The organism is Affinirhizobium lemnae, from assembly GCF_022968395.1.
Taxonomy (GTDB): Bacteria; Pseudomonadota; Alphaproteobacteria; order Rhizobiales; family Rhizobiaceae; genus Neorhizobium; species Neorhizobium lemnae.
Genome location: NZ_JALJQZ010000020.1, coordinates 1 through 13,845, shown reverse-complemented (window position 1 = coordinate 13,845; position 13,845 = coordinate 1). Strand labels below are relative to the sequence as shown.

Sequence of the window (13,845 nt, the reverse complement as noted above, 5' to 3'; positions counted from 1 at the left end):
GACCTTTTTTCGAAACATGTCGTCTTGCATGTTTGCGCGCGAAAGTGCCGCAAACCCGCCAACAGCGATCAGACCAATCGTCATCAATGACATTGTCGGCACAAGTATCTGCGTCTTGAGGGACGACTTCATCTAATTCCTCTTCAATCATGGGACTGGGCAGTCCAAATCGCCTGATAGGGATTTCGGTCACACGGAAAACCAGTAGCGTCTGTCGATAGCGTTTACGTCCCTCGGCAGCGTCGGGTTCTCGATTTCGATCAAGATGCGCTTCTCGAGATTTCCCTCTTTAAGGGCGGTGGCCACATTTTGATCAGTTTTGAACATCGCCTGGTATGAGCCGTCTGCGTGGGCGGTCTGCAAACCTTTCAGGATGTCTTTTTGCAACTCCGGTTTCTTCTTAGAAACGAAGAACATCAGCGCAAAATTGTATTTGAGGATCAGGTTCTGTTCCACAGCGAGATTGGGCGCTGTCGAAACGCGTTGTTTCTGTTCATTGATCGCCTCGAATGCTGCACGCGGGAAGAAATCCGCGCGCCCGCCTACGGTCATACGAAAGAGGTTCTTGTAGAGGCCAGTGCGCACCGTGATGCCTGCATTACGTAGAATGTCGATGTCTCCCCAGCCTGGCCCCTGGATTGCGATGAAGCGTCGAAGGGCTTCAATCGACCTCACACTCTGGAAATCGATCTGCCGCTCACCATTGATAAGGAACAGGCGGTAGCCGAGTAGCCCGCCGTCGATTGGGAACGGCACCGGTAGGGTCGCATCCCAGACAGTCCTGTCGACGCCAACCCAGCAGATGTCAACGTCTCCACCGGTCGCCAGAGCATTCACAAGGCCAGACTGTGTTGGATACCCGACTGGTGACTGTTGTAAGACATAAGGCTTATCAACCTTTGACAACGCCAATCTTAGTGCTTTAGCGGGCAGTGATGCATCATCAAGCTTCTCGGTGGCGTTATAAAAGATTGGAGTTTCATCACCCGCAAATGCACGGCGGACCCAGGGCAAAGCCAAAGTGGAAGCACTCAAAGCCATGAATTGTCGACGGCGCATTTCATCCCCAAAAGTTACAGGATCCGCATTACCGGGAGACCCATTTAGAATAACATTCGAATAAATTTATTAACATGGAATTGCAGCGATTAAATTTTATGCAGCATCACACCAGATGAACTCAAAAAGCTGTGGCTCACGTGAATTCCGATTTGGCCGCAAAGTTTTCCAACTTTGTCGCCGACCCGCGCCCAAAGCTATGCCTACGATATTCGTCCATCTCATCTGCGAGATCCGTATCACGACATTTCGACGTCGAGAGTAACTCCGGCGGAAATTGATCTTGAGTTGCATTTTACTAGCTGCAGCTATTGAATGCGGAGCCTGATTCCTGGGGACGACTGCAAGTGACGAAACCATTTTACGCTGAACCCATTCTTAACTCGCCCTATGAGGTTCCGACTCGGCATCATGCATTGTCTGAAAGTGGGGAGCCGCTGGATCACCCGCCAATCGAGGGGCGGCGACGCTCAAAATACATCGCACCAGTCCCGAAAAGCCGAAGGAGCAAGGCTGACGGCAAAAGGCAAGCATCTCTCGACCTCGACCAGGCGGGCGAAGGTGATAGCCGCTACAATCCGACACCAATTATCAATGAAATCCGGACGCATATCGCAGCGTGGCGCAGCCTGCCCAATCCGAACGACTGGGGTGTTACTCCTACGACTCAGCGGCTTCTTCAGCACTGGCGTAGCGAAGCGTTTTCGGGAGCACGACCGTTCTATTGTCAGGTCGAGGCCGTGGAGACAGCGATCTGGCTTGCGGAGGTTGCACGTAATCGAAAGCAATACGCGCATATTTTCCGCCATCTGGAAGAAGCCAACCAGGACGCCAACCCTGAACTCTTCCGTACAGCCCTGAAACTTGCCACCGGTGCTGGCAAGACGACAGTCATGGCTATGCTGATCGCCTGGCAGTCGATCAACGCGGCGCGCCAGCCGAACTCAAGCCTGTTTTCCCGCGGCTTCCTGATTGTGGCGCCCGGCATCACCATCAAGGATCGCCTGCGCGTCCTCAAACCCTCCGACGCCAACAGCTATTACCGGACCCGCGAGCTTGTGCCGCAGGATATGATGCAGGACCTGAACAAGGCGAAGATCGAGATCGTGAACTATCATGTCTTTCAGCGACGCAAGGCGCATGAGCTGAATGCTGTCGGCCTTCGCCTGATGAAGGGTTGGAAGAACGAAGAGATCGAAGAGCTGGAGACTGAAGGAGCCATGCTCCAGCGCGCCTGTGGCGATCTGCTCCAGATCAAGAACATCGTCGTCATCAACGACGAAGCCCATCACTGCTACCGCGAAAGGCCCAACACCAACGAAGAGGATGAGCTGAAAGGGCAGGAAAAGGAAGAAGCAAGGGAGAACAACGAGGCGGCGCGTCTGTGGATATCCGGCATCGAGGCTCTAAAGCGCAAGGTCGGCGTCCGGGCGGTATATGATCTTTCCGCGACTCCCTTTTTTCTGCGCGGCTCCGGATATGAGGAAGGCACGCTGTTCCCCTGGGTCGTATCCGACTTCTCTCTGGTCGATGCCATCGAATGCGGCATCGTGAAGCTACCGCGCGTGCCGGTCTCCGATAACTCTGTGAATTCGGCGATGCCGGTCTACCGCAATCTGTGGGACCATATTGGCAAGGACATGCCGAAAAAGGGCGCCGGCAAATCCGGAGACCTCGATCCCTTCAAACTGCCGTCGCCGCTGCAAACGGCGCTTTATTCGCTCTATTCCCATTACGAGAAGGAATATGAAGCTTGGGAAAAGGCCGGCATCGGTGTGCCGCCCGTCTTCATCATAGTGTGTAACAACACCGCTAGCTCGAAACTTGTCTATGAATGGGTATCGGGCTGGGAGCGAGAGGTTGAAGGCCAACGCCAGAACAAGCACAGGGGTCACCTGAAGCTGTTCAGTAATTTTGACCGATCCGGTAATCGTCTGCCACGGATGAACACGCTTCTTATCGATAGCCAGCAACTGGAATCCGGTGAAGCACTTGATCCAGCTTTTCGCGAGATGGCGAAGATCGAGATCGAACAGTTCAAGCGAGAGAAAGCCGAGCGTGATGGCGCGGCTGAAGCAGACAAGATTACTGAAGCGGAACTATTGCGCGAGGTGATGAATACCGTCGGCCAGAAGGGACGGCTCGGCGAACAGATCCGATGCGTGGTCTCGGTCTCGATGTTGACCGAGGGCTGGGATGCGAACACTGTTACGCACATTCTTGGCGTGCGCGCTTTCGGCACCCAGCTGCTCTGCGAGCAGGTGATCGGCCGCGGGCTGCGTCGGCAGTCCTACGAACTGAACGACAAAGGTCTGTTCAATACGGAATATGCAGACATCCTTGGCATTCCCTTCGACTTTGCCACCGAGCCGCAGGAGGTCGTCCGCACGCCGCCGAAGCCAGTTACGCGCGTACAGGCCATGAAAGAGCGCGCCCATTTATCCATACGGTTCCCGCGCGTCGCCGGTTACCGCACGGAACTACCGTCCGACAAGTTTTCCGCGACATTCAGCGAGGATTCCAGCCTGACCTTGACGCCAGAGCTGGTCGGTCCATGTCGCGTCCGGCTGGAAGGTTTGGTCGGAGAGGGACACGAGATTTCACCCGAAGCGCTGAATGACACGCGACCGAACACGGTCGCCATTCATCTGACCAAAAAGCTGATCGAACTCTATTTCCGTGAGACCGACCAGGACGTTCCCTACTATCTCTATAACCAGCTGCAACCGATAACCCGTCGCTGGGTCAACCAGTGCCTGAAGCTGACCGGCGGCACCAAGGCGGGTATGCTCACCTATGCAGAGCTGGCGGAAAAGGCTTGCGAACTGATCTATCAGGCGATCGTGCGCAGCGCCGGCCAAGATGGCACCGGCGTCGTAAAGGCCATGCTCAATCCCTATAACCCGAACGGCTATACGGATTTCGTGTCCTTTATCACCACCAAGCAGAACCTCTGGCGCACCTCGCTCTCCCAGGTGAACTATGTGGTCTGTGATAGTGATTGGGAGGCGGAGTTTGCCCGTGTGGTGGAAGCCCATCCCTCGACCATCGCCTATGTGAAGAACCAGGCGCTCGGCTTCGAAGTGCCCTACAGCATCGGCAGCGTGCCTCGACGCTACCTGCCGGATTTCATCATTCAGGTGAATGACGGACACGGGCCGGAGGATCCGCTGAACCTGATTGTTGAAGTGAAAGGCTTCCGGGGACTGGATGCGCAGATCAAGGCGCAGACCATGGAGACCATGTGGGTGCCGGGGGTCAACAATCTGAAGACCTATGGCCGCTGGGCTTTCGCAGAATTCCGCGACGCGTTTGCGATGGAGGAGGAGTATGAAAAGCTGATGAATTCAATGGTTTCACACGTGAAGTCTGGGATGCCGAGGGCCACAAGGAAAATATCATGAAGGGAACCACGGCATATAATTCCTTTAGGGAAAGGGCGAGGCTGCGCAAAGCGGCAAGGGCCAAGTTCGCTGAGTTCATTGAATGGGTCCATAACCATGCCTCCCATCGATGGGTATTTCGCGGACAGCCCCAGCATTGGGCCCTCAAACCGACCGTCGGCAGAAGCCAAGCATACAAGCCAGAAATTGAAAGGTTGCTGCTAGACGAATTCAAGCGATCTGCTTTACCGCATCTCGACCGGAGCAGACTAACGAACAATTGGGATTGGCTTGCCGTTGCGCAACACCACGGCCTGCCCACTCGATTGCTCGACTGGACCACAAATCCTTTGGTGGCGTGCTACTTTGCGACAGGGCAGTATGGGAAAAGCAAGCAGGAGGGAGAAATCTACGCCTATGAAGCTGGTGAGGTCGGCTTTTACGACCCGGCCAATCCCACTGAAGTAGACCCTCTGTCGATTGAGAAGCCAGGCTTCTTCCGCCCATCGGCCCTTGCCGCGCGTATCGTCAGCCAACGAGGGTTATTCAGCATCCAGCCACAGCCAGATAAAGCGTGGTATCTGTCAAAGAAGACGGATAAGTTTCTGATACCGAACGAATTCAAAACTGAGTTCAGACGAGCACTTTTCAATATGGGTGCCGATGCTGCATTCATCATGTCCGATTTGGACGGACTCGCCGCCACGCTTAAATGGCGGTACGAAAGCAGGATGCTAAGCGAATGAAAGCTGCAATCAGCATACAATCAGCGGAACAAGATGTCTGGTTCGAAGAACTACCAGAGAAGCTTGCGCAAGCTGCCAGAGACTATCCTCTTGCGGAGACGACGGATTGGGCTCCCCTGGACGAACTGTCTTCCGGCACTCGTTTCGAGGGCATGGAAGCTTACGGGGATTCTGCTGTCGTTGAAGATGGCGAAAACATAGCACCTGGACGGGTACATGCGGAACTGGTCTACGACGAGCCCGGCGATCCGCTGACCCTTCGCGACAGTTTCCCAGCTCGCATTTTTTTCACAGTCGACAAAAACAGGAAGACCGTCGCGATCACCCGCGTCGAAATCGATACTGCAAGCTTTTTTGAAGAATAGTAATGGCCAAGACCCCGCGCGAAAAAGACGTATCCACGCTCACCCATGACAAGGCGGTGCGGCTGAACAATCCGACGGCCGAAATGGCGTCGCTTTACGAGCAGCAGGAGGAAATGCTGGGCGAGGCGGCGCGCGAGATGCGGGTGCCGCGGGATCGGCCGCTGGCGGACGGCGAGGTGCGCGACCGTGATATGGACCGTGATCCGCAGATCATCTGGAACGGAGTGAAGATCAAGATCACGCCGACGCAGATGAAGAAGCTGGCAGAGACCGGCGAGATCGAGATCGGCGATGCCCAGCTGGTCTGGCGCGGCAAGGACCGGCAGGATTGGTCGGACCTCGTGGTCAATGCGCCGCCGCTCTATATTCAGGAAAAGGTGCATCCCAAGGCCATCATCGACGACCTGAAGCGCCGCACCACCAGCACGCGCCAGCAAAACACCGATGCGCCTGATCTGTTTGCCGATTTCAACGGCATTGCCGATCCGGAAGCGCGCGCCGAATTCTATCAGCACACAAAACACTGGCAGAACCGCATGATCCTCGGCGATAGCCTTCAGGTTATGGCAAGCCTGGCCGAGCGCGAGGAAATGCGTGGGCGCGTGCAGTGCATCTATTTCGACCCGCCCTATGGCATCAAGTTCAATTCGAACTGGCAGGTCTCGACCATGAGCCGGGACGTGAAGGACGGCAAGAAGGAGGACGTTTCGCGCGAGCCGGAACAGGTGAAGGCTTTTCGAGACACCTGGAAGGACGGCATCCACTCCTACCTCACCTATCTGCGCGACCGGCTGATGGTGGCGCGGGAACTACTGACCGAAAGCGGCTCGATCTTTGTGCAGATCGGCGATGAGAATGTGCATCGCGTTCGGGCGGTCATGGATGAGGTTTTTGGTGAGGATAATTTCGTTTCCATCATTTCGTACAATAAGACAACTGGGAACACGTCTGATGTTCTTGCAAATGTCTGCGATTACATCATATGGTATGCAAGAGCATCCGCCCACACAAAATTCCGGAAACTAGGTTTTCCGAAGGCACCGGGCGAAATCGGGGCAACAAAGTACCGACCTGCGTCCACGTACTCAAATGTGCTCGGCATGATGATTGATCCAGACGAGTACATCGACCTGGGCGATGCAACGTCTGCAGATGACCCGACAAAAGACGACTCATTTGTCTATCGAGGGAAAACACATCCGTCACCTAAAGGGCTACACTGGAAGTCTCATCCAAGGGGCATGGTCAGGGTGGATCAAGCTTCCCGATTAGCCCCGATGGGGAATGGAATACGGTATGTGAGGAAGCTATCCGACTTCGGCTATTCTTCCTACACGAACATGTGGTCAGATATTGGAGGCATCCAGTCGCGAACCGATCCGAAAGTCTATGTGGTGCAAACCTCAACTGAAGCAATCAAGCGCTGTATTCTGATGAGCTCCGACCCGGGTGATTTGGTACTAGACCCTACTTGCGGCTCCGGCACGACTGCAATGGTCGCAGAAGAGTGGGGGCGTCGCTGGATTACCATCGACACTTCCCGTGTGGCGCTGGCATTGGCCCGGACTCGACTGATGAGCGGCCGCTACCCGTATTATCTGTTAGCTGACAGCAAGGAAGGCCGTATCAAGGAACAGGAGCTATCAGGCAAGGTTTCTACCGATAGACCTACGAGTGGCGACATTCGACAAGGTTTTGTCTACGAGCGCGCGCCACACATTATGCTTGAGGTCATCGCCAACAATGCCGAGATCGATGTAATCTGGGACAAATGGCAAGTGGTTCTTGAGCCGCTGCAAAAGCAACTCAACAATGCCCTTTCTACCACATTCGAGGAATGGGAAATCCCTCGAGACCTCGGCGCTTGGCTCGACAGCAAAGACGGACAGGGCAAGGTGCATCTGGTGACCGAAACAGCGCGAAAACTGCACGCCGACTGGTGGGAGGGCCGCATTGCGCGCCAGAAGGAGATTGACGCCTCGATTGCCCGCGCCGCCGATGTCGAACTGCTCTATGACCGCCCCTATGAGGACAAGACGAAAGTGCGCGTCGCCGGCCCCTTCACGGTCGAAAGTCTCTCTCCGCATCGTGTCATCGCCGCCCGCGACGATACGCTCGGCGGCGAACTGGCGGCGATGGGCGCGATCACCTCCCGCGCCTCGACACCTGCCAACATGCCGGAGGCGGATTTCGGCGAGATGGTGCTTTCGCACTTACGCACCGCTGGCGTTCACCAACAGGAGAAGCGCGACACCATCCATTTCAGCGCCATCACCCCCTGGCCGGGCAAATACATCGCCGCCGAAGCCCGCTATGCCGATGGCGGCGCGGTGGAAAAACGCGCTGCAATCCTCATCGGCCCGGAATTCGGCACGCTAACCCGTAGCCAGATCACCGCTGCTGCCCGCGAGGCATCGGATGCCCGTTTCGACGTGCTGATCGCCTGCGCCTTCAACTTCGATGCCCAGGCGACCGACCTCAATCGCCTCGGCCCGCTCGCCATTCTGAAAGCCCGCATGAACCCCGACCTGCACATGGCCGAGGACCTGAAGAACACCGGCAAGGGCAACCTCTTCGTCGTCTTCGGCGAACCAGACGTGGAAATCCTCGATGCGACCGGCGGCGAGATCAAGGTCAAGGTCCACGGCGTCGACGTCTTCGATCCCTCCACCGGCGAAATTCGCTCCGACGACGTGAAAGGCATCGCCACCTGGTTCCTCGATACTGACTACGACGAAGAAAGCTTCTTCGTCCGCCACGCTTATTTCCTCGGCGCGAACGACCCCTACAAATCACTGAAGACAGCGCTGAAGGCCGAGATCGACCCGGATGCCTGGGAAACACTCTATTCGGATACGTCACGACCGTTCCCACGGCCAAGCACGGGGCGGATCGCAGTGAAGGTGATTAACCACTTCGGGGACGAGGTATTGAAGGTGTTTGGGGTTTAGGATGGAAGACAGTTCAAGGCGACTGATCAGGACCTATGGTCTTTTCTGGCGCAAGGAAGAGGTAGATTGGTCACGGCCTCTCCCCATCAAACACCGGGGACAGAGCAGAGCTGCGAGAAACGACGCCTTCTGCAAGGTTCAAAGCGAAATGCTGAGCAGCGGCTGGATGAGCGGATTAGGGAAGCGCCGTTTGATGGTTACCGCATAGAAGGACTCCACCATTCCTGGCAGCGCGTCGAATTCAAAGAGTGTGCCAGCCTCAAGCTCGCCCTTGACGACAATAGGGGGAAGCACGGCGAGACCGGCTCCCTCGCGTGCCAGAAGTCGCATCATTGCCATATCGTCCACTTCGGCGGCGATTTGCGGCGTAATACCCAGCCGTGCAACAAGCGCTTCGAACTGTGCGCGGACGCCGCTTTCCAGCGTCGGCAGGATGACGGGATGTGTTTCCAGCAGATCCGCCAAGCGTGCACCTGGCTGTCCATAGGTGGGTTTTCCGATAAGGCCAATTCGCTGTTGATAGACATGCTGCGCAATGAAGGGTGTCACAGAATCAGCCATGGGCGCCTGGTTCAGAAGCACGATGTCAAGGTTCAGCGTCTCCAGCCCGCGCAAGAGTTCTGCGGTGCTTCCCGAGCGCAGGATCATATCGACATCCGTGCGCCCAAGGATTGGGCGAAGGAATTCGATCTGGAAGTTGCGGGAAAGCGTCGCCAGCGCACCGATGCGGATGACGCGGCGATTTCTGCCCGATTCCTTCAACGTTTCTATCAGTTCCTCGCCGGCAGCGAAGATGGTATCGGCACGATCGAGCGCGATGCGGCCCGCCTCGGTGAGATAGAGCTGGCGCCCGCGCCGCTCGAACAGAGCATGCCCCAGCCGTTCCTCCAACTGCCGGATCTGTATTGATAATGCCGACTGAGAGACATTCAGGCGTTGCGCCGTGCGGGTCAGGTTACCGTCATGGGCGACAGCGCGAAAATAGCGGAGATGATGATAATTCAAATCAGACATGGTTCTATTTTATAGAACGATATCGAAGAAACAATGTATTTTTATTGAGATCATCTACCTGATAACACCTCCGTGAAGTGCCCCTGTACCCTCCCAGACAGCGGGCCAAGATCGGAGAAATTCCATGATCCATGCTCTGCCGCTTCTTGCACCTCTTCTTTTGGCCGGTGCCTCCTGGTATGCCTTCCGCTCCCCCGGCCTTCGCCCACGCGGTGCCATTCGCGTTGCCGAACTTGCTGCTCTCGCCGCCATTCTGGTTGCGGTGCTGTCTGGCGTCGCGCTCTTCGCTTATGGTCCGGGAACAAGTCCAGCTGTCGGTTACGGCTATGTTGCGCTAGCAAGCCGGCTTGATCTCGTCAGCCTGGTCATGCTGCTATTGGTCTCCTTCATCGGCTGGGTGGTGCTGCGCTATGCCGGCACCTTTCTCGACGGAGAGGAAAGACAAGGGCCGTTCACTGGCTGGATGACAGCCACGCTCGCGGCGGTGCTTTTGCTTGTGCAGTCCGGCACGCTCTTGCAGCTGGTCCTTGGCTGGGTCGGAACGAGCCTGCTGCTACACCAACTTCTGCTTTTCTATCCGGATCGCATCGCGGCCCGTCGCGCGGCGCGCAAGAAGTTCATTGTTTCGCGGATTGGCGATGTAGCACTGGTCGGTGCCGTTGTCCTGCTCGCCATTTCCTTCAAGACCGGTGACATTGCTACCATCCTCGCTGCCGCAAGGGCTGGCGAAGGACTGCCACTGACACTGGCTGGCGCCACACTCATTGCCATCGCGGCGTTGCTGAAATCCGCCCAATTCCCCACGCATGGCTGGCTGACGGAAGTGATGGAAACGCCCACGCCCGTCTCCGCTCTCCTGCATGCGGGCGTCGTCAACGCGGGTGGTTTCCTGCTGATCCGGTTTGCGGATGTCATGCTGCAGGCGCCAATCGTGCTGGCAGTTCTGGTCATGGTGGGTGGCTTCACGGCGCTCTTCGGCAGTCTGGTGATGCTCACCCAGTCGGCGGTCAAGACATCGCTTGCTTGGTCCACGGTGGCACAGATGGGCTTCATGATCCTGCAATGTGGCCTGGCACTCTTCCCGATCGCCCTCCTGCACATTGTGGCCCACTCGCTCTACAAGGCCCACGCTTTCCTGGGCTCCGGCTCGGCGGTCGAAACGGTAGCCTCCATCCGTCGGCCGGGGCCGGTGGCTATTCCGAACACCAAAGCGGTGGGCCGCGCCTTTCTGCTTGCGCTTGCCATCTACGCAGTCATTGGCGTGCTCTTCGGTTTTGCCGACAAGCCGCCTCAGGCGCTGGCGCTGGGCGCAATCCTCATCTTCGGGGTTGCCTATCTCATCGCACAGGGTCTGGCAGATGCTGCCCCCTGGGCGCTTACCTGGCGCACCTCGCTCTATTCCATGTCTGCCGCCACCGCGTATTTCGCTCTTCAGCGCATATCTGACCAGATGATGCATGGCACGCTACCTGCAACGCCGCAACCTGGTCCGCTTGAATGGACCCTGATGCTGCTCGCCGTCGTTACCTTCGGCGTGGTGGCCGTCGCCCAGTCGCTGTTTCCGCTCTGGGCCTATCATCCGGCAGCGGCGGGTCTGCGTGTGCACCTCGCCAACGGCCTCTATGTGAATGCCATTTTCGATCGCCTGCTCGGTGGCTGGACCCTTTCCCGCTCCGTTTCCGCAACGCCTGCTGCCATCAAGGAATGAACCGATGACCGAAACGACAATCGACACGCTGCACGGTGAAGCGCTTGCAAAGGCGGCAGATCAGGCTGTTCGCGCCATCCCTCCGGCCTGGCCCCTGACGGCAACCGTTGCTGTCAATCCTTTCCTCGGCCAGATCAGCGAGACCTTCGAACAGACCTCTGCGCGTCTTGCGCGAATTGGCGGAGTGCGGCTTGCGCTGCCGCGCGCGCATTATGCCAATAAGGTAAGCAAGGGAGAGATAACGGATGAAGATCTCGCGGCAGCTCTACAATCGAATGCCACCGCCAATGGTCTCGATCTGGCAGCGCTGAAGCTAGCACTGACAACGGAACCTTTAGCTGTCGCATCGCTACCCACTATTGCCGATCTTGCCGCGCAGGCTACAGGTAAAGATTGGCCGGGTCTGGTAGCAGAGCGAATCGGTGCTTTTGCCGCCGGTTTCTTCGATCAGGGTCAGGCGTTGTGGGCCGCTTCGAGGCGCAATGGTCTCTATGCCGCCTGGCGCGCCTTTGCGACCCATGACCTGACGCCGGAGATCCTTGGCCTTAAGGGCTTCAGCATCCATGTCGATGAAACGCCGGAAACGCCTCAAGGTGCAATCGAGCGCGCAGCGGTCTCCCTCGGCCTTGGTCCTGATCCGGGAACCTATTTCCATCAACTGCTGCTGACACTCGGTGGCTGGGCGCAATATGCCCGTCACATCCACTTCAAGGCGGAGGTAGAAGGTCGCACGGATACGACAGCGCTCGAACTGCTGGCGATCCGGCTCGTTTTCGAAGAGGCGCTTTATGCACGCCACAAGGCAGCCATTGAAGGGCAATGGCAACGGATCCGCCGTACACATGCCGAGCCGGTTTCGGTTGAACCGGAGACCGTGATCGATGGCATCCTGCAGCTGGCCGCAGAGCGGGCCGCGCAACGGCGGCTTGCTGCCACGCTTGCCGCACCTTCGGACGTGAAGATTGCAGAACGTCGGCCTATGCTTCAGGCGGCCTTCTGCATCGATGTGCGCTCAGAGGTCTTTCGCCGTTCGCTTGAAAGCACTGATCCCGCAATCCGCACCCTAGGCTTTGCCGGCTTCTTTGGGCTTGGCGCAAGTCACAAGGGTTTTGCATCTGATGTGTCTGAGCACCGCCTGCCAGTTCTGCTAAAGCCTTCCGTCTTCAGTTGCAGCGCCGTTGATCACGATGAAGATTCTGATCGGCAGGCCCGTTTCGCGGCGCGCGCTGTGCGTGCCTGGGGCCGTTTCAAGCTTGCAGCCGTCTCATCTTTCGCCTTTGTCGAAGCCATGGGGCCGGTCTATGCCGGCAAGCTTCTGCGGGATGGTCTGGGCTACGGCAAGAGCAAAGGGCCGGATAGGGCAAAGCCTCGTTTCGCTGGGGATCTGGATCTAGATACACGCACAGTATTTGCCGAAACAATCCTGAAGGCCATGTCTTTGACCGAAGGCTTCGCACGCTATGTACTGATTTCCGGCCACGGCGCCAATGTGGTCAATAATCCCTATGCCAGTGCGCTTCACTGCGGCGCCTGCGGCGGTTATGCGGGGGATGTCAATGCGCGCCTTCTGGCCGATCTCCTGAATAACGCAGAGGTTCGCCGGAAGCTCGTCGAAAAGGGCATCGTCATCCCGGCCGACACGGTCTTCATCGGTGGCCTGCATGATACGACCACCGATAGCGTCACGCTGTTTGAAGAGGATCTGGGTCACGATATCCGTGCCGAGGATCTGGTACGGATCCGGCAGTGGTTGCGCCAGGCAGGACAGCTGACGCGGGCAGAGCGGGCGCGGCGTCTTCCACAAGCAACCGCTGACAACGTCATGGCACGCGCGAAGAACTGGTCCGAAGTTCGGCCCGAACTCGGGCTGGCCGGGTGCCGCGCCTTCATTGCCGCCCCCCGGGCGCGCACGGCTGGGCGATCGCTGGAGGGGCAGGCTTTCCTGCATGATTACGTCTGGAGCAGGGACGAAGGCTTCAAGGTGCTTGAGCTCATCCTCACAGCCCCGGTCGTGGTGGCAAGTTGGATCAGCCTCCAGTATTTCGGTTCCTCGGTTGCAGCCTCGCTGTTTGGAGCCGGGAACAAGTTGCTACACAATGTTGCAGGCGGCATAGGGGTCTTCGAGGGCAATGGCGGCAACCTTCGTGCCGGCCTTCCCTGGCAGTCCGTGCATGATGGGGAAGGCTTTGTGCACGAGCCACTGCGGCTGACGGTTGCCGTCGAGGCGCCAAAGGAAGCGATTTCCGACATCCTGCGGCGTCATCCGCAAGTCCGCGCGCTTTTCGACAATGGCTGGCTTTCTCTCCTCGTCTTAAACGATCAGGGTCAGCTTGAATGGCGCTATGATAATGGCGGGATCTGGGTTTCGGTACAGGTCGGTTTTCATTCGGAACACAGGCGAGTCGGTTGAGGTGTCGGCTTGCCGATAATGGCATTTGGCAGTCCGTATCGCAGACCTTCGAATAATCAACCAGGCTGTGACCTCATGTGACAGTCTTGATATGGCGGTCTTCCTTCGAGATCGTCATATCAAACCCCTGTTTAACTAGGCGGTAGTGACGATTTAGCTATTTGAGCCAGATGGCGATGGCTGCGAGTTTGACGAATCCCATGAAGTTG

General features: G+C 57.2%; 8 protein-coding genes. 6 read left to right on the top strand and 2 right to left on the bottom strand.

Annotated elements, in window-relative coordinates; translation table 11 throughout:
• Positions 1 to 189: 189 nt before the first annotated feature.
• Positions 190 to 1,059: a type 2 periplasmic-binding domain-containing protein gene (locus MUU53_RS13510; protein ID WP_247261362.1), complete on the bottom strand. Its 870-nt coding sequence runs from the start codon at positions 1,057 to 1,059 to the stop codon at positions 190 to 192.
• A 347-nt stretch (positions 1,060 to 1,406) separates the two neighbouring features.
• Here MUU53_RS13510 and MUU53_RS13505 point away from each other — a divergent pair, with 347 nt between their 5' ends.
• The 4 genes from MUU53_RS13505 to MUU53_RS13490 are packed head-to-tail and all read left to right on the top strand — an operon-like array spanning position 1,407 to position 8,504.
• A complete protein-coding gene (locus MUU53_RS13505) occupies positions 1,407 to 4,463 on the top strand; it encodes a BPTD_3080 family restriction endonuclease (RefSeq protein WP_247261361.1) in 3,057 nt (1,018 codons plus the stop codon).
• Entirely contained in the window at positions 4,460 to 5,188 is a 729-nt protein-coding gene (locus MUU53_RS13500) for an FRG domain-containing protein (RefSeq protein ID WP_247261360.1), read from the top strand. The genes MUU53_RS13505 and MUU53_RS13500 overlap by 4 nt, the downstream gene beginning before the upstream one ends.
• Positions 5,185 to 5,553, top strand: a complete 369-nt coding sequence (locus MUU53_RS13495; RefSeq protein ID WP_247261359.1) for a hypothetical protein — start codon at positions 5,185 to 5,187, stop codon at positions 5,551 to 5,553. Before MUU53_RS13500 ends, MUU53_RS13495 begins: the two co-directional genes overlap by 4 nt.
• A gap of 2 nt (positions 5,554 to 5,555) precedes the next feature.
• Complete coding sequence (locus MUU53_RS13490; protein WP_247261358.1) at positions 5,556 to 8,504, top strand: site-specific DNA-methyltransferase; 2,949 nt, start codon at positions 5,556 to 5,558, stop codon at positions 8,502 to 8,504.
• Between the two features lie 138 nt (positions 8,505 to 8,642).
• Here MUU53_RS13490 and MUU53_RS13485 read toward each other — a convergent pair whose 3' ends face one another.
• On the bottom strand, positions 8,643 to 9,518 hold the full coding sequence (locus MUU53_RS13485) for a LysR family transcriptional regulator (RefSeq protein WP_247261357.1): 876 nt from the start codon (positions 9,516 to 9,518) through the stop codon (positions 8,643 to 8,645).
• Positions 9,519 to 9,642: 124 nt separating this feature from the next.
• On the opposite strand from MUU53_RS13485, the gene MUU53_RS13480 reads away from it, so the two are divergent.
• Positions 9,643 to 11,226, top strand: coding sequence for a proton-conducting transporter transmembrane domain-containing protein (locus MUU53_RS13480; protein WP_247261356.1), 1,584 nt, complete (start codon positions 9,643 to 9,645; stop codon positions 11,224 to 11,226).
• Positions 11,227 to 11,230: 4 nt separating this feature from the next.
• Positions 11,231 to 13,636: a YbcC family protein gene (locus MUU53_RS13475; protein ID WP_247261355.1), complete on the top strand. Its 2,406-nt coding sequence runs from the start codon at positions 11,231 to 11,233 to the stop codon at positions 13,634 to 13,636.
• Positions 13,637 to 13,845: the final 209 nt, after the last annotated feature.

Bases quoted from the DNA above. Each gene is read 5' to 3' on its own strand.
- MUU53_RS13510 (WP_247261362.1), bottom strand. From the start codon at position 1,059: ATGCGCCGTCGACAATTCATGGCTTTGAGTGCTTCCACTTTGGCTTTG.
- MUU53_RS13500 (WP_247261360.1), top strand. From the start codon at position 4,460: ATGAAGGGAACCACGGCATATAATTCCTTTAGGGAAAGGGCGAGGCTG.
- MUU53_RS13495 (WP_247261359.1), top strand. From the start codon at position 5,185: ATGAAAGCTGCAATCAGCATACAATCAGCGGAACAAGATGTCTGGTTC.
- MUU53_RS13490 (WP_247261358.1), top strand. From the start codon at position 5,556: ATGGCCAAGACCCCGCGCGAAAAAGACGTATCCACGCTCACCCATGAC.
- MUU53_RS13485 (WP_247261357.1), bottom strand. From the start codon at position 9,518: ATGTCTGATTTGAATTATCATCATCTCCGCTATTTTCGCGCTGTCGCC.
- MUU53_RS13480 (WP_247261356.1), top strand. From the start codon at position 9,643: ATGATCCATGCTCTGCCGCTTCTTGCACCTCTTCTTTTGGCCGGTGCC.
- MUU53_RS13475 (WP_247261355.1), top strand. From the start codon at position 11,231: ATGACCGAAACGACAATCGACACGCTGCACGGTGAAGCGCTTGCAAAG.